This window comes from Heterorhizobium halophytocola (assembly GCF_017873095.1).
Taxonomy (GTDB): Bacteria; Pseudomonadota; Alphaproteobacteria; order Rhizobiales; family Rhizobiaceae; genus Allorhizobium; species Allorhizobium halophytocola.
In genome coordinates this window covers 25,035-39,227 of the sequence record NZ_JAGGJU010000015.1, presented here as the reverse complement: position 1 = coordinate 39,227, position 14,193 = coordinate 25,035, and the positions used below count along the sequence as shown (strand labels likewise).

At 61.8% G+C, this 14,193-nt stretch carries 15 protein-coding genes; 5 read left to right on the top strand and 10 right to left on the bottom strand.

Annotated elements, in window-relative coordinates; translation table 11 throughout:
- The first annotated feature begins 1 nt into the window (after position 1).
- The 5 genes from J2Z17_RS22615 (at position 2) to J2Z17_RS22595 (ending at position 4,413) form a co-directional block, all read left to right on the top strand.
- Positions 2-964 carry a FliM/FliN family flagellar motor switch protein gene (locus J2Z17_RS22615; protein ID WP_245224295.1) on the top strand — a complete coding sequence of 321 codons (963 nt, stop codon included), beginning with the start codon at positions 2-4 and terminating at the stop codon, positions 962-964.
- A 63-nt stretch (positions 965-1,027) separates the two neighbouring features.
- Positions 1,028-1,639, top strand: coding sequence for a flagellar motor switch protein FliN (fliN, locus tag J2Z17_RS22610; RefSeq protein WP_209948606.1), 612 nt, complete (start codon positions 1,028-1,030; stop codon positions 1,637-1,639).
- A 28-nt stretch (positions 1,640-1,667) separates the two neighbouring features.
- The gene (gene fliG, locus J2Z17_RS22605; RefSeq protein ID WP_209948604.1) at positions 1,668-2,720 is read left to right on the top strand and encodes a flagellar motor switch protein FliG; all 1,053 of its coding nucleotides are present in this window, start codon (positions 1,668-1,670) and stop codon (positions 2,718-2,720) included.
- Positions 2,721-2,884: 164 nt separating this feature from the next.
- The gene (flhB, locus tag J2Z17_RS22600; protein ID WP_209948601.1) at positions 2,885-3,976 is read left to right on the top strand and encodes a flagellar biosynthesis protein FlhB; all 1,092 of its coding nucleotides are present in this window, start codon (positions 2,885-2,887) and stop codon (positions 3,974-3,976) included.
- The gene (locus J2Z17_RS22595; RefSeq protein WP_209948599.1) at positions 3,973-4,413 is read left to right on the top strand and encodes a hypothetical protein; all 441 of its coding nucleotides are present in this window, start codon (positions 3,973-3,975) and stop codon (positions 4,411-4,413) included. The genes flhB and J2Z17_RS22595 overlap by 4 nt, the downstream gene beginning before the upstream one ends.
- Before the next feature lie 91 nt (positions 4,414-4,504).
- Here J2Z17_RS22595 and visR read toward each other — a convergent pair whose 3' ends face one another.
- From visR to J2Z17_RS22545, 10 genes are all read right to left on the bottom strand, one after another.
- Complete coding sequence (visR, locus tag J2Z17_RS22590; RefSeq protein WP_209948597.1) at positions 4,505-5,254, bottom strand: transcriptional regulator VisR; 750 nt, start codon at positions 5,252-5,254, stop codon at positions 4,505-4,507.
- 12 nt (positions 5,255-5,266) lie between these two features.
- Positions 5,267-6,013, bottom strand: a complete 747-nt coding sequence (visN, locus tag J2Z17_RS22585) for a transcriptional regulator VisN (RefSeq protein WP_209948595.1) — start codon at positions 6,011-6,013, stop codon at positions 5,267-5,269.
- A 359-nt stretch (positions 6,014-6,372) separates the two neighbouring features.
- On the bottom strand, positions 6,373-8,067 hold the full coding sequence (gene fliF / locus J2Z17_RS22580) for a flagellar basal-body MS-ring/collar protein FliF (protein ID WP_209948593.1): 1,695 nt from the start codon (positions 8,065-8,067) through the stop codon (positions 6,373-6,375).
- A 116-nt stretch (positions 8,068-8,183) separates the two neighbouring features.
- Positions 8,184-8,573, bottom strand: a complete 390-nt coding sequence (gene cheT, locus J2Z17_RS22575) for a chemotaxis protein CheT (protein WP_209948591.1) — start codon at positions 8,571-8,573, stop codon at positions 8,184-8,186.
- A 7-nt stretch (positions 8,574-8,580) separates the two neighbouring features.
- A complete protein-coding gene (cheD, locus tag J2Z17_RS22570) occupies positions 8,581-9,135 on the bottom strand; it encodes a chemoreceptor glutamine deamidase CheD (RefSeq protein WP_209948589.1) in 555 nt (184 codons plus the stop codon).
- Positions 9,132-9,521 (bottom strand): response regulator, encoded by a 390-nt coding sequence (locus J2Z17_RS22565; protein ID WP_209948586.1) that lies wholly within the window; start codon positions 9,519-9,521, stop codon positions 9,132-9,134. The genes cheD and J2Z17_RS22565 overlap by 4 nt, the downstream gene beginning before the upstream one ends.
- Positions 9,521-10,567, bottom strand: a complete 1,047-nt coding sequence (gene cheB, locus J2Z17_RS22560; protein WP_377300257.1) for a protein-glutamate O-methylesterase CheB — start codon at positions 10,565-10,567, stop codon at positions 9,521-9,523. The genes J2Z17_RS22565 and cheB overlap by 1 nt, the downstream gene beginning before the upstream one ends.
- Entirely contained in the window at positions 10,567-11,472 is a 906-nt protein-coding gene (cheR, locus tag J2Z17_RS22555; protein WP_209948584.1) for a protein-glutamate O-methyltransferase CheR, read from the bottom strand. Before cheR ends, cheB begins: the two co-directional genes overlap by 1 nt.
- Positions 11,469-11,936 (bottom strand): chemotaxis protein CheW, encoded by a 468-nt coding sequence (locus J2Z17_RS22550; protein ID WP_209948582.1) that lies wholly within the window; start codon positions 11,934-11,936, stop codon positions 11,469-11,471. The genes cheR and J2Z17_RS22550 overlap by 4 nt, the downstream gene beginning before the upstream one ends.
- 4 nt (positions 11,937-11,940) lie before the next feature.
- Complete coding sequence (locus tag J2Z17_RS22545) at positions 11,941-14,178, bottom strand: chemotaxis protein CheA (protein ID WP_209948580.1); 2,238 nt, start codon at positions 14,176-14,178, stop codon at positions 11,941-11,943.
- Between the last annotated feature and the right edge of the window lie 15 nt (positions 14,179-14,193).

Genomic DNA, 14,193 nt, shown 5'->3' with positions numbered 1-14,193 from the left:
GATGAGTGAAACGACCACCGCCGCAGCAAAGGCCACCGTCCCGGCAAAAGCCATGGACCCCGCTCTGCTTGCACGCCTGACAGGCGCGCTCGGCGACAGCGCCAAGATCGAGAAGATCTGCAGCAATTTCGGCCGGCTCTATGCCGAGTTCCTGCCCGATATCTTCCACAGCGAAACCGGCTTCACGCTGGAAGTGCACTATAGCGGCCACGAGACCGGCCTGATGACGGACCTGGTCGCCGGCCTCGGCGAGAACTACGTGCTGGCCGACGCCACGCTGCGCAACTGGTGCCCTGTCTTCGTGATAGCCTGCGGCAACGGCTTCATCATCACGCTGATGGAAAACATGCTGGGCGCCCTGTCGGAGACGATCGAACAGCCGATCGAGCGGCCGCTGTCCAGCATCGAGCTGGACCTGTCGACCATGGTCTTCGAGCGAATCGGCGACGTTCTCCACTCCGGCATCAATGCCGCGGGCGGTTTCGAGCCTGTTATCGAGAAGGCCTGCAATGCCGAGCATCGGCCGCCGCATGATCCGGATGTGCCGGATCAGTACGCTGCCACGATCAAGATGGAGATCACGCTCGGCAACGTCACGTCGGAATTCGCGCTGATCGTGCCGCAGAAGGCCTTGCTGAAGACGGTGGTGACCCTGCCGAAATCCAAGGGCGGATCGGCCCGCAGCAAGGAATGGTCGGACAATATCGCCGAGCAGGTAAGACGCTCGCAGGTGACGCTCGAAGCGCGCATCCGCCTGCAGTCGCTGACCCTCGGCACGATCTCCAGGCTGGCGCCCGGCGACGTCATCGCGTTCGACGAGCGCGGCGACGTGACCGTCGACGTCAGCGCCAACGGCAAGGAACTCTACAAATGCGAGTTCGGCCGCTCGGGTGAGAAATACACCGTCCGCGTAAAGGACAACGTAACCACAGATGACGAAATTCTCCGTCACCTGCTGGGTTGAGTTTAGACTTGCCGCTACGAGGCGCGGCAGGTTGGGGCAAGTTTCGATAGGAATAATGGACCCATGGCACCTAAGAAAAAAAATGCGACAGAAGACGATGCACTGGATTTCGGTGCGAGCGAATCCGATCTGGACCAGGCGGTAGGCGATCTTCGCGGCGTTTTGCAGAACGATGCCGAAGGCACGCTTCCCGACATCGGCTCGGATTTCGGCGCTGAATTCGGCGCGGACCTGGGCGACAGCGATGCCGGATCCAGCTTCGACGCCGATTTTGGCGGCGGAGATTTCGGTGGCGGCGATCTCGGTGGAGATTTCGGCAGCGCTGCAGATCTCGGCGGTTCCGATCTCGGCGGCAGCTTCGGCGGCGGCTCTGACTTCGGCGGGGATGCCCCGGCGACGGCGGCCCCCGGCAGCGCGCTGAATGCCAATCTAGACCTGATCATGGACATCCCGATCGATGTCCAGATCGTCCTCGGCTCCAGCCGCATGCAGGTTTCGGGGCTTATGAATCTGGAAGAAGGGGCGATCATCGCCCTCGACAAGAAGATCGGCGAGCCGGTCGAGATCATGGTCAACGGCCGGCGCATTGCACGGGGCGAGATCGCGGTTCTCGAAAACGACGACACCAGGTTCGGTGTCAAGCTGATCGAGGTATTGAGTACCAAAGTGCACTGACCCGATGTAGGGCCAGAAGGGAAAGACCATGATGGACTTCGACGATTTCGGCGGCTCGGCAATCGGCAAACCCCTGTCCCAGGCGGACAAGGCAGCCGCTGTGTTGCTGGCCATGGGCAAGGGCATCGCCGGCAAGTTGCTGAAGTACTTCACCCAGGCCGAGTTGCAGATGATCATTTCATCTGCCCAGACCCTCAGGGCCATTCCCCCGGATGAACTGAACGAGCTCGTCAACGAGTTCGAGGACCTGTTCACCGAGGGTACCGGCCTGATGGACAATGCCAAGGCCATCGAGGAGATCCTCGAGGAAGGCCTGACCCCGGAAGAGGTCGACGGTCTGCTTGGCCGTCGGGCCGCCTTCCAGGCATTCGAGGCCTCGATCTGGGATCGCCTGCAGGACGCCGACCCCGACTTCATCGCCAACTACCTGCTGCGCGAGCATCCCCAGACGGTTGCCTATATCCTGTCGATGCTGCCGTCGTCCTTCGGCGCCAAGGTTCTGCTGAAGCTGCCCGACAGCCGTCGCGCGGACATCATGAACCGTACTGTCAACCTGAAGAACATCAACCCGAAGGCCTCGCAGATCATCGAGAACCGGATCCAGGAACTGATCGCGGTCATCGATGCGGACAAGAATTCGACCGGTACGGCAAAGGTCGCCGAGCTGATGAACGAACTCGAGAAGCCGCAGGTCGATACCCTGCTGGAATCGCTCGAAACGATCAGCAAGGTGTCCGCAAGCAAGGTTCGCCCGAAGATCTTCCTGTTCGAGGACCTTCTGGCCATGCCGCAGCGCAGCCGCGTCATTCTGCTGAACGACATTTCCGGCGATATCCTGACCATGGCCCTTCGCGGCGCCTCGGGCGAGATCAAGGAATGCGTGCTGGCTTCGATCAGCCCGCGCTCGCGCCGGATGATCGAATCCGATCTTGCCTCCGGCACCGCCGGTGTCAATCCGCGCGAAATCGCGATTGCCCGCCGTGCCGTGGCCCAGGAAGCCATCCGGCTTGCCAATGGCGGCCAGATCCAGCTGAAGGAAGCGCCCGAAAGCGCAGAGAACGGCGAGGAACAGGCGGCCTGACGGCGTCACGCCTGTTGATAGACACATGCGAACGCCCCGACCGATTGCAGGGACACGGTCGGGGCGTTAGTTTTCAGGGCCGACGGTGATGCCGACAGAGCGAAACCGATTCGTTTCGCCGGCATGACCTTCCGATTGATGCGGCCCATGAAGAGGCAGAAGCCTTGTCCGACGATCAGGACAAAGACAGTAAAACAGAAGACCCGACAGACAAGAAGATTCGCGACGCGGTCGAGAAGGGCAATGTGCCCGTATCGCGCGAAGTCGCCATCTTCGCCTCGTCGCTGGCCTTCTATATCTACATCGTCTTCTTCCTGCCGGACGGGATCATCCATCTGGGCGAGACGCTGAAGGATCTCTTCGAGCAGCCCGACGAGTGGCGGCTCGGGACCGCCTCCGACGTGGTGTCGCTGTTCGTCTATCTCGGCTGGGCGGCGGCTGGCCTGCTGATCCCGGTCTTCACCCTCTTCATCTTGGCCGGCCTGGTTGCCTCCTTCGGGCAGAACATGCCGCAATTCGTGCTGGAGCGCATTCGGCCGCAGGCCAACCGGATCTCGCTCTCCAAGGGCTGGAACCGGATCTTCTCCTCGTCCGGCATGGTGGAATTCGGCAAGTCCCTGTTCAAGATCGTCATCGTCGCGGCGATTATCATCGCGGCTCTGCGGCAGGACTATTTCTCGACGCTCGATGCGATGTTCTCCGACCCGGAGACGATCTTCACTCGGATGGCCTCGGTCATCCGCAAGATCATGGTGATCATCCTCTTTGCCACCGGCCTGCTTGCCGCCATCGATCTTTTCTGGACGCGCTATCACTGGTTCGACCAGCTGAAGATGACGAAGCAGGAGATCAAGGACGAGTACAAGCAGTCGCAGGGCGACCCGATCATCAAGTCGCGGCAGCGCTCGATCGCGCGCGACCGCGCCCGCCGCCGGATGATTGCCAATGTGCCGCGCGCCACCCTGGTCATCACCAACCCGACCCACTACGCCGTGGCGCTGCGCTACGAGCGCTCGGAAAACGACGCTCCAGTGGTCGTCGCCAAGGGCCAGGACCTCGTGGCCCTGAAGATTCGCGAAATCGCCCAGGAGCACGACATTCCGATTTTCGAAGATCCACCTTTGGCCCGCTCCATGTTTGCGCAAGTCTCGGTGGATAGTGTGATCCCGTCAGTTTTCTATAAAGCCGTGGCCGAGCTCGTGCATCGCGTCTATGTCCGGCAGAATCAGAAGAGGCGGGTGCCAAAAGCAAGATGAAAAAATGCCCATTCACAGAACAGCGCGAGAAGATCGTCGCGGACGCCATCAGCCCGGTGGCTAGCGAATTGCGATTGCTCGACGCAGCGGATATCATTTCTCTGCTGCGTTTCGAATTTTACTCAAGTATTGCAGACCTGGTGGCATCTGCTGCCGAACTCTACTTTCACCCCGGCACCGTCAATTTCGGCGCAGGCGGTGATTACCGACTGGAATGGAGTGGCGAACCGGAGGTCATCCTCGATCTGGAGATCCGGCCGAAGGGCGTCACGATCTATGCGCGGTTGAGTCTGACCGACCTGAAGGCCGGACTGGAGATCAGCCATATCGCCTTCCAGGAGTCCAGCGGCGACCCGAACCAGAACACCGACTTCCTGGCCCGCACGCTTGCGGCGTCGAAATTCGTCAAGGAACCGATGGACTTCGCGCACAGCTGAGCGCGGCGTTCCTGTCGGAACGATCAAAGGCCCGGCGCATCGCGCCGGGCCTTTCTCTTTGAAACCTTGCCGGGACCGAAATCCGTGCGGATCAGTTGATGAAGCCGAGCCGGATCGCCTTGGCGATCGCCTGGATGCGGTTGACCGAATCGAGCTTGATCGTCGCCGAGCTCAGATAGGCGTTGACGGTGTGGACCGACAGACCGAGCCGCTCGGCGATCTCGTCGGAAATCTTGCCGTCGCCGGCCAGCTGAAGACAGGCAATCTCGCGTTCGCTCAAGGTATCGGCGGGCAATGCGCGACGCTCCTCTGCCATCATCACGTCGGTCATCAGCTTGCAGCAGCGGGTGTGGGCGTCGAGGATGATCTCTGCCGACAGGTCCAGAGACGAGGTGCTGGCAAAGACGACATAGCCGTTCCCCACCGCGCCGGGGCGCACAGGAAAGGCAATGCCGGAAAAGTCGAGCGCGCCGCTTGGCAGCCGTTTGACGAAGCCGGCGAAGTCGCTGACATGGGTGACGCTGCCGTCATGCCCGGCACTCCATATGAGCGGCAGCAGGGAGCAGTCGATATGGGTCAGGAACTCCTTGCCGTAGGCCGAGATGACCGACGTGCTTCCGGCGCCCAGCACCGGGTCCCAGTTTTCCATCTGGACAGTCAGGCTGGCCTTGCCGGGCAGAATGCCGGTGATGGCGCGCAGAACCGAGAAGCTGCGTGCCTTCAGCGTCTTCTGCAGCGACAGGAAATGCGGGAAGACGTCTGAACGACTGATCGGTTTGCGGTGCTGCACGCCCGGGATATCGATGGGCGGCCGCGCCGGGCTATCGTCGCCATAAAGCATTCGATGCGCCTCCTAGACGAGGTTGTTGCGCACCGCATAGGCGATGGCTTCGGAACGGGTCTTGGTCGCGGTCTTGCGCATCACGCTGGTGATGTAATTGTTGATGGTGTTGCGCGAGATGCCGAGGATCATGGCGATCTCGTCGCTGGTCTTGCCTTCGGCGATCCAGTAGAGGCATTCCAGCTCGCGCTCGGTGAGTTCGAACTCGCGGTCGGCGCGCTGGCGGGTGGAAACCGACTGGCTGACGCAGTAGCCGGCCAGCAGACCGGTTTCGCGCAGACGCTCCGGCGACAGCACGACATCGTCCGGGAACAGGAGCAGCAGCGCGAGCCGCGTGCGCCCGACATTGAGCGTCAGCGAACAATATTGCCGGCTCAGATGCTCCGGCAGGTCCGCCTCGTCCGGCAACAGCGCGAAGCGCGGCTGCAGGAAGGCAAGACAGCGCTCGAACTCGCTCGACTTCACATGCGCCAGCGCCAGGTCCTGGCCGATGCGCCGGACCATGTCGAACGGCCAGTTGGACGAGACCGCAAAATCCAGGCCCTGCTCCTGGATCAAATCGTATCGCACCAGGAGATACAGCGAGGCGCCGACATATTCGGTCAGCGCGCTGAGTGCCATCGGGATGGATTCCGCCGCAGAGGCGCGCGCAAGCCGCGTGACGAGCTGTTCGCGGGTCAGGTTCTCCAGCCCTCTTTGATCGTCGTATAGCAACGGACGCCGCGGCGCCGTCGTTTCCTTGACAAAGCTAACATCCATGGTTGTTTCTTCCTCTCCGGGTCGAAACGGCAAGGTATTCGATCTCGATGCCGCGTGCGGGATGCCGCCGTATCCCCGCACCGCCGACTTCAGGTCGAGTCGCGAATCACAATTCATTCTATGCCAGTTTGCACGCCTTGCCATATCCCTGTTTCTCGGGACGGAATGCAGCATTATTGCTTTTATTCTCGTCCTTGTCATGTCTAGGGCGCATGTCTGTGGCGGAATGCAAGACGAAAGCCAGTTCAACCCCATAATATCCGGGGGCATTTTCAGTATCGCGCTTCTGTTCACTGCCAAACGCAAAAACGCGTCGGCAGAGCCGACGCGTTTTGTAAATTGCGACTTTAGTCTTTATTTCAGGCGGCGTTTTCGACGGCCCATTTGCGCAGGATCTTGGCTGCACGCTCCTCGCTGAGCTCGACCATGCGCGACAGCCGCCGTTCGGGACCTTCCTTGACCCGGCGGTTGAAGCCGCCATTCGGGTCGTCGCCGATCGACAGCAGGTCTTCGGTGGAGTCGAAGCCGAAGTCGGCGCCGAACCCGTCCATCATGCCGCCGGCATCGGCACCGGCCATGGCCGGCGAGAAGTCGGGCAGTTCCAGGCCACCGGCTTCTTCGGCAGCAGCCGTGGCAATCGCCGTGCTGCCACCGCCGACGGAGCGGACGATCGGACGGACACCCATCCAGACGATCAAGAACGCGACGGCAACAAAGGCCAGCGAGTTGATGATGCCGCCGAGATTGCGGCTGAGGGTATCCATGACCGTCGGGCCGCCGGCATTGTCGGCCAGCAATTCGTTTTCGAGGAAGTCCATGGCCGTGACATTGATCACATCGCCGCGGGCGGGGTCGAGACCGGCGGCCGAGGTGACGATCTTCTGCATCTCGGCCAGATAGGCATCGATCTTCGCCTGGTCGACCGGTTCACCGACCATGGTGGCGATGCGCCCCTTGTTGACGACGACCGCGACCGAGAGCTTCTGGACGGTGTAGCCGTTCTTCACGGTGGCAACTGTCCTGGAATTGATCTCGTAGTTGGTCTGCTCTTCCTTCTTGTCGCTCTGGTCGCTCGATTCCGGACCGCCACCGCCGCCCTGCGGGCTGGCCTGGGGCACGTTCTGCTCGACGGTCGTTGCCGTATCCGGCGAACGCTGCTGCGACTGCTGCGCTTCCTTGGTCACGCGGACCGATCGCTCGACGCGCGATTCGGGATCATAGGTGGTTTCCTTGATCTGCTGGGCGTCGGTGTTGACGTCGGCGGTGACCGAGGAGCGGAAGTTGTCGAGACCGAGAAACGGTGCGAGCGCCTTGTCGATATTCGACTCGATTTCTTCCTGGACCTGCTGGACGACGCCGATGGAACGCGCCGCACCGCTGCCGGAGCCGGCGTCGTCGCCGGAGGCGAGCAGCTGGCCGGAGGAATCCAGAATGGTGACATCCTCGATATTGAGTCCCGGTACGGCAGAAGCCACCAGGTGCCGGATCGAGGACGATGCCTTGCGCCCCGTGGTCGCGTTGGCGCGAATCATCACGGAGGCCGTCGGCTTCTGTTCGCCACGGCGGAAATTGCCGACATCGGGCATGACGATGTGGACGCGCGCGGCGCTGATGCCGGAGATCTGCTGAACGGTTCTGGCGATTTCGCCTTCCAGCGCCCGCACACGCGTCACTTCCTGCATGAAGGAGGTGAGGCCGAGCGAACCGACATTGTCGAAGAGTTCGTAGCCGGCATTGTCGCTGTTGGGCAGGCCGCGTTCGGCCAGAAGCAGACGCGCCTTGCTCGTCAGGCCGGCCGGCACGCTGATGCTCTTGCCGTCCGTTCCAATCTCGAAATCGATATTGGATTCGGCAAGCGCCATGCTGACCTGATTGAGATCGACGGTTTCGAGACCGACATAGAGGGGTTCGTATGCGGGTTTGTTGATGAAAATCGCGCCGAAAAGAACGAGCGCAATGGTCACAACCCCGACACCGGCCAGTGCCAGAAGCTTGGTCTGGCCCAATCCAGCCAGGTTCTTCGTGACCTGGACAAGTTGATTTAACAGATTCATTCTGTCTCGCACCATCAAAATTGAGGTTCAAGGCGCATTTGCCCTGGCGAGACACTAGGGGGCGAAACTTGTGCGAACGTTTCCTCTAATACAGAATCCGGTCGTCAAGGGCCCGATCAGAAGAAGTCGAAGTCTCCGGCGGCCTTGGTCAAAGGCTGGGAATGGCCGTGACGCATGCCGGCACCGAGCGACTTCTGCATCTCGGTCAGCTTGACCAGGCTGAGCGCCGTGGCGACATCGACGACCCATTCACTGGGAATGGTCGCGGTGATGGTATCGATGAATTCGGCAAGCCCGCGGGTTTTCTGCACGGCAAGGTCGATGCCCTGAAGCACCTTCATCGCGTCGGCCGACTGCATGATCTGGTCACCGCCGATATCCAGCAATTGCGGCTCGATGCGCTCGATCAGATAGGCAACGTCATGCAGTTCCGAGACGACCCGCATCAGCACTTCCGGCAAATTTTCTTCCACGTTCGGCTCTCCATACATCGTCTGCGAACTCATGCCGCCGTTAAAAGAATTCAATCGTGTTATCGACCGGCTTGGGTGCAGGTGCCGGCTTCTGTTCCAGGGCAACCGTGCGCTGGGTTTCGGCGCCCGTCAGCGGATACTGCCGTGCGCGACCGCTGATCGGCCAGAACTCAAGCTTACGGCCATGTTCCCCGCCCGTGGAACCGCCGACCACATTGATCCCTTCGTCCCGCAGGAACTGCATGGCGAAGGCGGCATTCTGTTCGCCGACATTCGAGAATGTCGCAATCGTCTTCGCTCCTCCGAAGACTTTCGCTTCCAGCCGGTCGCGTCGTGCGCCGTTCTTCAGGAGGCCGTTGATCAGCAACTCCATCAGGTGAACGCCGTAGCGGGTTGCATCCCCTCCCCCGGCGCCGGGCGTCGCCGAGCCCGGCAGCAGGAAGTGGTTCATGCCGCCGACATTGGCGACCGGATCGCGAATGCACGCGGCCACACAGGATCCAAGTATCGTCGCGAGGACAACATTGGGGTCTGTGACGACCTTGTACTCCCCCTGGATAATATGGATTCGCTTGGCCGCGCCATCGCTGATCATTTCAAGGCTCCAAATACAGCTTCGATAGCTGCCTTCATCTTCTCGATGGTGAAAGGCTTGGCCAGCACGTTGTTCGCGCCAAGCTGAGCCGCCTTCTGCACCAGGGCACGATCGCCCTGCGCGGTGAGAATGATGAACGCCGCCTTCTTGGTGTTCGGGTTCGCCCGCACGTGCTGGAGAAAGACCAGACCGTCCATCTTCGGCATGTTGAAATCGGAGATGACGAGATGGTGCGGCTGCTGGGTCATGATCTTCATGCCCTGCTCGCCATCGCCGGCGGCGGTGATCTGCTTGAAGCCAAGCTGGGTCAGTGCGTCACTCAGGAGCAGACGACTGGTAACCTGGTCATCAACGATCAAGACTTTGATTTTCTCAGCTATCGACATTATTCAATACCTTCTTTTCGGGCAGCAGTAAGTTTAAGAATTTCGTCACCGATCGAGGTCAGTGGCAGCTGGTTCTCGACGGCTCCCAATTCGTGGGCGACACGGGGCATGCCGTAGACCACACAGGTCCTCTCGTTCTGGCCGATGGTACGTGCACCGGCCTGACGCATTTTCAAGAGGCCCGATGCGCCATCGCGTCCCATCCCGGTCAGGATGACGCCGACGGCCTTGCGGCCCGCCAGTTCCGCGACGGAATCGAACAGCACGTCCACGGACGGGCGGTGACCATTGACGGGCTCACGATCGACCAGGCGGCAGCAGGGTGCGGCAGGGTTGACGACTTCGAGATGACGCTCGCCGCCCGGGGCGAGATAGATCTTGCCGATCTCCAGCCGCGCCCCGTCCGTCGCCTCCTCGACCATGGGGGCGCAGATCCGGTCGAGCCGCTCGGCAAAGCTCTTGGTAAAGGTCGGCGGCATGTGCTGGGTGATGACCGTCGGCGGACAGTTGCGCGGGAATTTCTGCAGCACGCTGATCAGCGCCTCGACACCGCCCGTGGACGAGCCGATGGCAACGATCTTGCGCCCGACCCGGAAGTCGTTTGCGGCAGCCGACAGCACATGCTGCACGGCCGGACCGGAAGGCGCGCGACGGTGCAGCGAACGGGCCGCCGCCTTGACCTTTTCGGCCAGATCCCAGAAGGGCCGGCGCTCGCCCGGAGCCGGCTTGCCGACGCAATCGAAGGCACCGATCTCGAGGGCCGCCAGCGAGGCATCCGCCCCCTGGTGGGTCATGCTCGACACCATGATCACCGGCATCGGACGCAGCCGCATGATCTTGTCGAGGAATTCCAGGCCGTTCATGTTGGGCATCTCGATGTCGAGGGTGACGACATCCGGATTGAGCTGCTTGATCGCGGCACGGGCTTCCAGCGCATCGCTGGCCTGGCCGATCACGTTGACCTCGGGATCCTGGTTGAGGACCGCCGTGATCAGACCGCGCATGGTCGGAGAATCGTCTACAACGAGTACGCGTGCGGGTACCATCAGGAACGCCCTCCCGATTTGCCGATATATTTGTAGGTGGTGATCCCGGTATTGTCGAACAGCGGCTTCGCGTCGCCGGTCACCCGTTCGGAATGGCCGATATAGAGATGGCCGCCCTCGGGGAGCAAGCCGGCAAAGCGCTGCCAGATGCGCATCTGCGTCGGCTCGTCGAAATAAATCACGACATTGCGGCAGAAGATCACGTCGAACGGCCCCTTGAGCGGCCACTGGGCCATCAGGTTCAGTTCGTTATAGGTGATCAGCCGCTTGACCTTGTCGTCGATCTGGAACTTGCGGCGACCGTTGATTTCGACCTCGCGGAACCACTGCTTGCGCATGGCGGGATTGACCGTTTCCAGCGCCTGCTCGTCATAGGCTCCCTGGCGGGCAACCTCGAGGATCTTCGGGTCGATGTCGGTCGCCAGAATCTTGAAATCGTAGTCGGCCGCATTCGGCAGCATCGCAAGCACCGTCAGCGCGATCGAATAGGGCTCCTGGCCGTCCGAGCTTGCCGCCGACCAGATCCGCACGCGTCCACCCGAGCGGGCACGGGTGATCAGGCCCGGCAGAACCACGTCGCGCAGATGCTCGAAGTGATGGTTCTCGCGGAAGAAGCGAGTGAAGTTGGTCGTCAGATGCGACAGCATTTCGCGCCGGGGCGCGGCGCCTGCCTGCGACGAGACGAGCTGGCAATATTCGGCAAAGCCGCTCAGGCCCAGGGCACGGATGTGCTTGGACAGGCGCGAATAGACAAGCGAGGCCTTGCTGTCGTTCAGCGCGATGCCGGCATCGGAATAGATCATGGCGGCGATTTCGTTGAGGTCCTTGCGCCGCAGCGGGTATTCGCCGTTTGCGAGGATCTCGTCATCATTCAGCCGTGGTGTCGCCTGCAGCAACGATGTCATGCGGCCTCGCTCTCAGTTTCGGGGAAAAGGACATCCAGTTCCACCATGCAAATCATCCTTTTATCTATGGCCAGAATTCCGCGGGAATACTGGCGCTCGAGGTCGGATGACACCTCGGGCGTAGGCTGTATGTTTTCGTCGCTGACCGTCAGGATGTCCGACACGGCATCGACCAGAAGGCCGAAGACCCGTCTCTTCACCTGCGCCACGATGATGACGTGACGCGCGGTCGGTTCGGCACTGTTCATGCCCAGTCGACGGGAAAGGTCGACGATGGGCAGCACCGCACCGCGCAGATTGATGACGCCAAGCACGTATGACGGTGCATGAGGAAGCGGGGTGGCCGGTGTCCAACCCCGGATTTCCCGGACCGACATGATGTTGACGCAGAACTCCTGCTCGCCAATCCGAAAGGCGATCAGTTCGCGACTGCCCTCATTCAGATTTTTGGCGGCATGAGACATCAACTTATCCTGCGACCGCCAGCGACATTTCCTGCCTCAGCGACTGACCGCGCGAGGCGGCAACAACCGCATCGACGTCCAGGATGAGGGCGACGCGGCCATCTCCCAGAATGGTCGCCGCGGCAATGCCGGGCACGTGGGTATAGTTGGCCTCGAGGCTCTTGATGACGACCTGGCGCTGGCCCTGGATCGCATCGACCATGAGGGCGCGCTGGCCGCCGCCTTCGGATTCGACCAGCAGGGCAACGCCCTCGATCGGATCCGCCTGGTTGGCGCGGAAATTGAGGATGCGGCCGACGTCCACCAGCGGGCAGAACGAATTGCGGATCGAGATGAGCCGCTGGTTCGCACCGAAGGAATGGATGCTTTCGGCTTCCGGCTGCAGGGTCTCGACGATCGCGGTCAGCGGCACGACCAGGGTCTGGCCGGCAACCGTGACCACCATGCCGTCGAGAACGGCGAGCGTCAGCGGAAGGCTCATGGTGAAGGTCGAGCCGAATCCCGGCTTCGAGTTGATCGAAATGCGTCCGCCGAGCGCCTGGATCGAGCGCTTGACGACGTCCATGCCGACGCCGCGACCGGAGATGTCGGAGATCTGGTCGGCCGTGGAGAAGCCCGGCATGAAGATCAGGTTGTCGACTTCCTCGTCCGTCAGGTTCGCGTCGGCGGCGATCAGCTCGTTGTCGATCGCCTTCTGCTTGACCCGCTCGCGGTTGATGCCGGCGCCGTCGTCGGCCAGCTCGATGACGATACGGCCCGAACGGTGCTTGGCCGAAAGCTTGACGGTGCCTTCCGGGTTCTTGCCGGCGGCAATACGCTTTTCCGGTGTCTCGACGCCGTGGTCGACGGCGTTGCGGATCATGTGGGTCAGCGGCTCGGCGAGCTTGTCGATGACCGTCTTGTCCACTTCGGTGTTCTCACCCTCGGTGACCAGGCGGATCGACTTGCCGACCATGTCGGCGACTTCGCGGACGATACGCGACATGCGCTGGAAGACCGGCTTCACGGGCTGGGCGCGGATGGCCATGACCGAGTCCTGGATCTCGCGGGTGAGCTGCTGCAGCTCTTCCAGACCCATGTTGACGGTCGACGATCCGTTATTGTCGTTGTCGGTGACGCTCTGCGACAGCATCGCCTGGTTGATCACCAGCTCGCCGACAAGGTTGATCAGGCGGTCGACGCGGTCGAGATCGACGCGGATGGTCTGGCCGGCGGAGGATGCGGCAGCGGCCGGCGGTGCGGCAGCGGCGGCTTCCTTCGGCTGTGGCTTGGCAGCCGCGGTCGAAACGGCCTTGGCGACGCCGGTTGCGGTGACGGCAGCGGCGACCGCGGCCTGCGCATCGCTGGCAACCGCCGGGGCGCTGTCTTCATCGTCGAGGGCCGACAGATCGAAGGGAACCGGGACCATCGGCTGTTCTTCGCTGGTGGCGGCAGCGCCGGCGTCCTTGGCATTCACCTCGAGATCGCAGTCCCATTCGGCAAATTCGAAGACCTGGCGGATGGCTTCCTCGCCCTTTTCAGGCGCGATGCCGATCTTCCAGGAGAGATAGGCCTCTTCCGGATCGATCGCATCGAGATCCGGCAGCTCGTCGAGCGAGCAGTGCACGCTCATCTCGCCGAGACGCGACAGGTCGCGCAGCAGGAGAACGGCTTCATTGCCCTTGGCATAGAGGTCGCGGCGCGGCTTGAAGCTCACCTCGAACGACGAGGCGCCCAGATCGTCATCGCCGTCGAGCGCGTCGAAGCTGAACGGGATCGGCTGGAAGCCGCTGTCATCCGTCGGCGCCGGCATGGCGGGCGCTTCCGGCGCCGGCTCGGGAGCGGCGACGGCTGCGGCCGGGCTTGCAGCCTGCGGCACGTCGCCGTTTGCCAGCGCTTCCAGTTCCTTCACCAGCCCGCTGGAGCGGGCCGGGTCGATGCTGCCGCCGTCGCGGGCGGCATTGGTCAGATCCGCCAGCACGTCGGCCGACTTCAGCATGACCTTCATCACCGCTTCGCCGGGTTCCAGCTTGTTGGAGCGAACGCAATCAAGTGTCGTCTCGAAGACATGCGCGAAGGCGACCAGGTCGTCGAGACCGAAGGCGCCCGCACCACCCTTGATGGAGTGGACCGCACGGAACACAGCGTTGACTGTTTCCGGATCGCGATCGCCGTCGTTCATTTTCAGCAGACCGGATTCCAGTTCGGCGAGCTGTTCCTCGCACTCCTGGAAAAAGATCTCTTTGATTTCGTTCATATCCATGGCTGGACTTCCTCG

Excerpts from the sequence above, each read along its gene's own strand:
- fliF (WP_209948593.1), bottom strand. The coding sequence starts at position 8,067 with ATGAATCTGTTAAATCAACTTGTCCAGGTCACGAAGAACCTGGCTGGA.
- visR (WP_209948597.1), bottom strand. The coding sequence starts at position 5,254 with ATGCTTTATGGCGACGATAGCCCGGCGCGGCCGCCCATCGATATCCCG.
- fliN (WP_209948606.1), top strand. The coding sequence starts at position 1,028 with ATGGCACCTAAGAAAAAAAATGCGACAGAAGACGATGCACTGGATTTC.
- J2Z17_RS22615 (WP_245224295.1), top strand. The coding sequence starts at position 2 with ATGAGTGAAACGACCACCGCCGCAGCAAAGGCCACCGTCCCGGCAAAA.
- cheD (WP_209948589.1), bottom strand. The coding sequence starts at position 9,135 with ATGATCAGCGATGGCGCGGCCAAGCGAATCCATATTATCCAGGGGGAG.
- J2Z17_RS22565 (WP_209948586.1), bottom strand. The coding sequence starts at position 9,521 with ATGTCGATAGCTGAGAAAATCAAAGTCTTGATCGTTGATGACCAGGTT.
- J2Z17_RS22545 (WP_209948580.1), bottom strand. The coding sequence starts at position 14,178 with ATGGATATGAACGAAATCAAAGAGATCTTTTTCCAGGAGTGCGAGGAA.
- fliG (WP_209948604.1), top strand. The coding sequence starts at position 1,668 with ATGATGGACTTCGACGATTTCGGCGGCTCGGCAATCGGCAAACCCCTG.
- visN (WP_209948595.1), bottom strand. The coding sequence starts at position 6,013 with ATGGATGTTAGCTTTGTCAAGGAAACGACGGCGCCGCGGCGTCCGTTG.
- J2Z17_RS22550 (WP_209948582.1), bottom strand. The coding sequence starts at position 11,936 with ATGTCTCATGCCGCCAAAAATCTGAATGAGGGCAGTCGCGAACTGATC.
- cheR (WP_209948584.1), bottom strand. The coding sequence starts at position 11,472 with ATGACATCGTTGCTGCAGGCGACACCACGGCTGAATGATGACGAGATC.
- cheT (WP_209948591.1), bottom strand. The coding sequence starts at position 8,573 with ATGAGTTCGCAGACGATGTATGGAGAGCCGAACGTGGAAGAAAATTTG.
- cheB (WP_377300257.1), bottom strand. The coding sequence starts at position 10,567 with ATGGTACCCGCACGCGTACTCGTTGTAGACGATTCTCCGACCATGCGC.
- J2Z17_RS22595 (WP_209948599.1), top strand. The coding sequence starts at position 3,973 with ATGAAAAAATGCCCATTCACAGAACAGCGCGAGAAGATCGTCGCGGAC.